The sequence below is a fragment of the Streptomyces poriticola genome (assembly GCF_036689765.1).
GTDB lineage: Bacteria > Actinomycetota > Actinomycetes > Streptomycetales > Streptomycetaceae > Streptomyces > Streptomyces poriticola.
The window spans coordinates 1-5,728 of the sequence record NZ_JBAGKH010000065.1; the positions used below are offsets into that span (position 1 = coordinate 1).

A 5,728-nucleotide genomic window follows, 5' to 3' on the forward strand; every position below is an offset into this window, starting at 1 on the left:
CGTGGCCAGCGCGGCCGACAGGGCGGCGGTGTCCCCGGGAGTGGCCAGGTCGACCAGGACGAACCGGCCGGGGTGTTCGGACTGGGCACTGCGCAGCAGGCCCCACACGGCGGCACCGGCCAGGTCGGGCACGGTGTCGCCGGGTGCGGCGGCCACGGCGCCGTGGGTGACAACGACGAGCGGGCCGGCCGGCCCGTCGGCGGCGAGATGCTCCTGGAGCCGGGCGAGGGCGGCACGCGTGGCCGTCCGGACGGCCTGCGGGTCGGTCCCGGCGGCGGGCAGGGTGAGCACGGTGATGACGTCACTGCCGGTCGCGGCGGTCTCGTCGGTGCCGGTGACGTCGGTGGCGGCCGTCTCGTCAGGCCCGATGACCTGCGCCCCGGTGGACCTGAGCGCGTCGGCGAGGACGTCGGCGTCGGGGCCGAGGACGGTCCAGCGGGCGGCGGTGGCCGCTGCTGCCGGGCGGGGCTCCCACCGTACGTGGTGCAGGGCGTCGGCCCGGGTGTTGCCGCGGACCTCGGTGGTCGGGCGCAGGCGGAGGTCGGTGACCGTGACGACGGGCCGGCCCGCGGCGTCGGCGGCGGTGAGCGCGACGGCGTCGGGGCCGGTCGGGGTCAGCCGCACGCGCAGGGAGCGGGCGCCGGTCGCGTGCAGGCGGACGCCCGTCCAGGTGAAGGGCAGTCCGCCGTGTTCGACCAGGCCGCCGAGGCCGAGGGCGTGCAGGGCGGTGTCGAACAGGGCGGGGTGCAGCAGGAAGCCCGACTCGTCGGTGTCCGTGGGCAGTTCGACGTCGGCGAGCAGGTCGGTGCCGTGCCGCCAGGCCGCGCGGACGCCGCGGAAGGCGGGGCCGTAGCCGAAGCCGGCCGCGGTGAGCCGGTCGTAGAGGCCGTCGACGGGCAGGGGTTCGGCGTCGGCGGGCGGCCAGGCGGTGGGTGCCGGCGCGGGTTCGGGGTCGTCGGGGGCGAGGCGTCCGGTGGCGTGGCGGGTCCAGGCGGTGCCGTCCGCGAGCTGGTCGTCGGGCCGGGAGTCGACGGTGACGGCGCGGTGGCCGTCGCGGTCGGGGGCGTCGACGTGGACGCGGAGGCGGACGGCGCCGGAGGCGGGGACGGCGAGCGGGGCGGTGAGGACGAGTTCCGCAACGGTCGCGCAGCCGAGGCGGTCGCCCGCGGCGGCGGCGAGTTCGGCGAGGGCGGTGCCGGGCAGCACGGGCGTGCCGAGGACGCTGTGGTCGGTCAGCCAGGGGTGGGTGCGGGCGGACAGGGTGCCGGTGAAGACGACGGCTCCGGCGGCGCCGGGCCGGCCGGCGTGGTCCGCGGTGGCGTCGGCGGGCAGTTCGACGGCGGCCCGCAGCAGCGGGTGGCCGACGGTGCCGAGGCCGGCGGCGGGAAGGTCGTCGGCGGGGGCCGGGGCCAGCCAGTAGTGCTGGTGCTGGAAGGCGTAGGTGGGCAGGTCGACGTGGCGGGCGCCGGGGCCGAAGAAGGCGGCCCAGTCGACGTGCGCGCCGTGGGCGTGGATCCGGGCGAGCGCGCTGACCAGTGTCTCGGGCTCGGGCCGGTCGGCGCGGGCGGTGGGTACGGCGAGCACCTCGGGCCGGTCGGGGTCCTCGGGGAGCGCGTCGGCGACCAGGGCGCCGAGCACGGCGTCCGGGCCGACCTCGACGAAGGTGTCCGCGCCCTCGTCGGCGAGGGTCCGGACGCCGTCGGCGAACCGGACGGTCTCGCGGACGTTGCGCAGCCAGTACTCGGGGTCGCGCAGTTCGGCGTCGGCGGGGGCGCCGGTGACCGTGGAGACGAACGGGATGCGCGGCGTGCCGAGGGTGACGGCGCCCAGCACGCGGCGGAAGCCGTTCAGGACGGGGTCCATGCGGTGGGAGTGGAAGGCGTGGCTGACGGTGAGCCGCTTGGTGCGGCGTCCGCGCTCGGCCCAGTGGGCGGCGGCGGCCAGGACGGCCTCCTCGTCGCCGGACAGGACCACCGAGGACGGGCCGTTGACCGCCGCCAGCTCCACGCCCTCCGGCAACTCGATCTCGTCCTCGCTCGCCTGGACGGCGACCATCGCGCCGCCCTCCGGCAGCGCCTCCATGAGCCGGCCGCGGGCCGCGACCACGACGACGGCGTGCCGCAGGGACAGCACGCCCGCGGTGTGGGCGGCGGCGAGTTCGCCGACGGAGTGGCCGAGGACGAGGTCGGGGCGTATCCCCCAGGAGCCGAGCAGTGTGGTCAGCGCGGTCTCGAAGGCGAACACCGCGGCCTGCGCGTACAGGGTGCGGTCGAGGTCGGGGCCGCCTTCGGTGATCACCTGGCGCAGCGGGCGGGGCAGCACGGTGTCGAACTCCGCGCAGACGTCGGTCCAGGCCGCGGCGAACGCCGGGTAGGTGGCGGCGAGTTCCTCGCCCATGCCGGCGCGCTGGGCGCCCTGGCCGGTGTAGAGGAAGGCCGTGGTGCGGTCGGGCCGGGCTTCGCCGGAGACGGCGGGCGGTGCACCGGCGGCGAGCGCGGCGAGGCCGGCGCGCAGCTGCTGGGCGTCGGCGCCGAGGACGGCGGTGCGCAGCGGCAGGGCGGCGCGGTTGGTGGCCAGGGCGGCGGCGACGTCGAGGGGGTCGGCGTCGTCGGGCAGGCCGGCGGCGAGCCGTTCGGCCTGTGCGCGCAGGGCGGCCGGGGTGTGGGCGGACAGCAGCCAGGGCACGACCGGGTGTGCGGTGCGTGCGGTGGTCTCGGTGTCGGCCGGCTCGGGGGCCTGTTCGAGGACGACGTGGGCGTTGGTGCCGCTGACGCCGAACGCGGACACCGCGGACCGGCGGGGTTCCCCGGTGTCGGGCCAGGAGCGGTTGTCGGCGAGGAGTTCGACGGCTCCGCGGGACCAGTCCACCTGGGGGGTGGGCTCGGCGGCATGGAGGGTGCGGGGTGCGATGCCGCGGCGCATGGCCTCGACCATCTTGATGACACCGGCGACGCCCGCGGCGGCCTGGGTGTGGCCGAGGTTGGACTTCACGGAGCCGAGCAGCAGCGGGCGGGGGCGGTCCTGGCCGTAGGCGGTGAGCAGGGCCTGCGCCTCGATGGGGTCGCCGAGCCGGGTGCCGGTGCCGTGGCCTTCCACGACGTCGACGTCGGCGGGGCTGAGCCGGGCGTCGGCGAGGGCCTGCCGGATGACCTCCTGCTGGGAGGGGCCGTTCGGGGCGGTGAGTCCGCTGCTGGCGCCGTCGGAGTTGACGGCGGAGCCGCGCACGACGGCGAGGACGCGGTGGCCGTTGCGGACGGCGTCGGAGAGCCGCTCCAGCAGGAGCACGCCGACGCCCTCGCCCCAGCCGGTGCCGTCCGCGTCGGCCGAGTAGGCCTTGCAGCGGCCGTCGGGGGCGAGGCCGCGCTGCCGGGAGAACTCCACGAACACACCGGGGGTGGCCATGACGGTCACGCCGCCCGCGAGCGCCATCGAGCACTCGCCGGCGCGCAGCGAGCGCACCGCCCAGTGCAGGGCGACCAGCGAGGAGGAGCAGGCGGTGTCGACGGTGACGGCCGGGCCCTCCAGGCCGAGGACATAGGAGATCCGGCCGGAGACGACGGCGGTGGCGCCGCCGGTGACGAGGTAGCCCTCGGCGTCCTCGGGGACGCCGGCGCCGATGCCGTAGCCCTGGCTCCAGGTGCCGACGAACACGCCGGTGCGGCTGCCGCGCTGGGCGTGCGGGTCGATGCCGGCCCGCTCGTACGTCTCCCAGGCGGTCTCCAGCAGCACCCGCTGCTGCGGGTCCATGGCGCGGGCCTCGCGCGGGGAGATGCCGAAGAACGCCGGGTCGAAGTCGGCGGCGCCGGTGAGGAAGCCGCCGCGGTCGGTATAGCTGCGGCCGGCCCGCTCGGGGTCGGGGTCGTGGACGCCGAGGTCCCAGCCGCGGTCGTCGGGGAAGCCGGTGATCAGGTCCGAGCCGGCGGCGACGGCGTCCCACAGCCGCTCGGGCGAGTCGATGCCGCCGGGGAAGCGGCAGGCGGTGCCGACGATGGCGATCGGCTCGTCGGCGGCGGCCGTCAGCGAGCGGTTGCGACGGCGCAGCCGCTCGGTCTCGCGCAGCGAGCTGCGCAGCGCCTCGACGAGTTCTTCGTTGGTGTTGCTCATGCTGTTCGTGATCCTCAGTTTCCGCGGGGGCGCTCGTCGTGCGCGATCCTGATCAGGTCGTCGATGCTCATGTCGTCCAGCACGTCCATGAGGTCGTCGGAACCGTCGTCCTCGGGTCCGTCCTCGGGTCCGTCCGCGGGGTCGTCGGGGTGGTCGTCGGGGGCTGCGTGCTGCTCGGCCGGGGCGTCCTGGGCCGGTACGGCGACGCCTGCCAGGCGGGCCAGTTCGTCCAGGAGACCGGCCTGCCGGAGGCGTTCGAGCGGGATGGCCGCGATGGCGCCGCGCAGCTCGGCGTCGGGGTCCGGCGCGCTGGGCAGGGCGCTCTGCGCGGCCCGGACCAGCGGTTCCAGTTCGGTCAGGAGATGGCGGGCCAGAGCGGCCGGGGTCGGGTGGTCGAAGACGGCGGTCGCGGACAGCCGCAGGCCGGTGGCCTCGGTGAGCCGGTTGCGCAGTTCGACGGCGGTCAGCGAGTCGAAGCCGAGGTCCAGGAAACCGCGCGCGGTGTCCACGGCGGACGCCCGGGCGTGGCCGAGGACCGCTGCCGCGTTGCGGCGTACGACGTCGAGCACGGCCCGGCGGCGCTGCTCCTCGCCCAGCCCGGCCAGCCGTTCGGGTAGCGCGGGCTGGGTCTCGGCGTCGTCGCGGGCGGGGCCGGCCGGACGGCGGACCAGGTCGCGCAGCAGCGCGTGCGGGGTGCCGGTGCGGGCGGTGAGCGCCGCGGTGTCGAGACGGAGCGCGGCGAGGGCGCCGGCCCCGGTGCGGCAGGCGGCGTCGAGCACGGCGAGTGCCTCGGTGGCGGCCAGTGGCCGGACGCCAGCCCGGGTCATCCTGGCGCGGTCGCCGCTGCTCAGGCCGCCGGTCATGGCGCTCTCGGCGGCCCACGGCCCCCAGGCGAGGGAGACGGCGGGCAGGCCACGGGAGCGGCGGTGCTCGGCGAGCGCGTCCAGGGCGGTGTTGGCGGCGGCGTAGTTGCCCTGACCGGGGGCGCCGAACGTGCCAGCCGCCGAGGAGAACAGCACGAAGGCGGACAGGTCCCTGTCTTCGGTGAGTTCGTGCAGGTGCCAGGCGGCGTCGGCCTTCGGGCGCAGTACGGCGGCGAGCCGTTCGGGGGTCAGCGAGGTGAGCGTGCCGTCGTCGAGGACGCCGGCCGCGTGCACCACCGCGGTCAGGGGCGGCTCGATGTCCGCGAGCAGCGCGGCGAGCGCGGCCCGGTCGGACACGTCGCAGGCCGCCACGCGGACCCGGGCGCCGGCGGCGCGCAGTTCGGCGGTGACGGGGGTCTCGGTACCCTGTCGTCCGACGAGCACCAGGTCGCGGATGCCGTGTTCGGTGACGAGGTGCCGGGCCACGAGGCCGCCGAGGGTGCCGGTGCCGCCGGTGACGAGGACGGTGCCGTCGCCGTACGGGGCGGTGGTGAGGACGAGCTTGCCGGTGTGCCGGGCCTGGGCCATGAAGCGGAACGCCTCGCGGGCGCGGCCCATGGGCACGCTGCGGACGGGCAGGTGGGCGAGGTCGCCGGCCGCGAGCCGGTCCAGGAGTTCGGTGAGCATCTCCTGGATGCGGTCGGGGCCCGCGTCCGCGAGGTCGACGGCCCGGTAGGCGATGCCTGCGGTGTCGGTACGGA

The 5,728-nt window shown here is 76.9% G+C and carries 1 protein-coding gene and 1 pseudogene; both read right to left on the minus strand.

Annotated features, from left to right (window positions below; genetic code table 11):
• Positions 1-4,062, minus strand: a pseudogene (locus V5O46_RS31290) (type I polyketide synthase); the annotation flags it as partial.
• Between the two features lie 56 nt (positions 4,063-4,118).
• Positions 4,119-5,728, minus strand: a 1,610-nt coding sequence (locus V5O46_RS31295; protein ID WP_332888122.1) for an SDR family NAD(P)-dependent oxidoreductase, incomplete at its 5' end; no start/stop codon positions are given.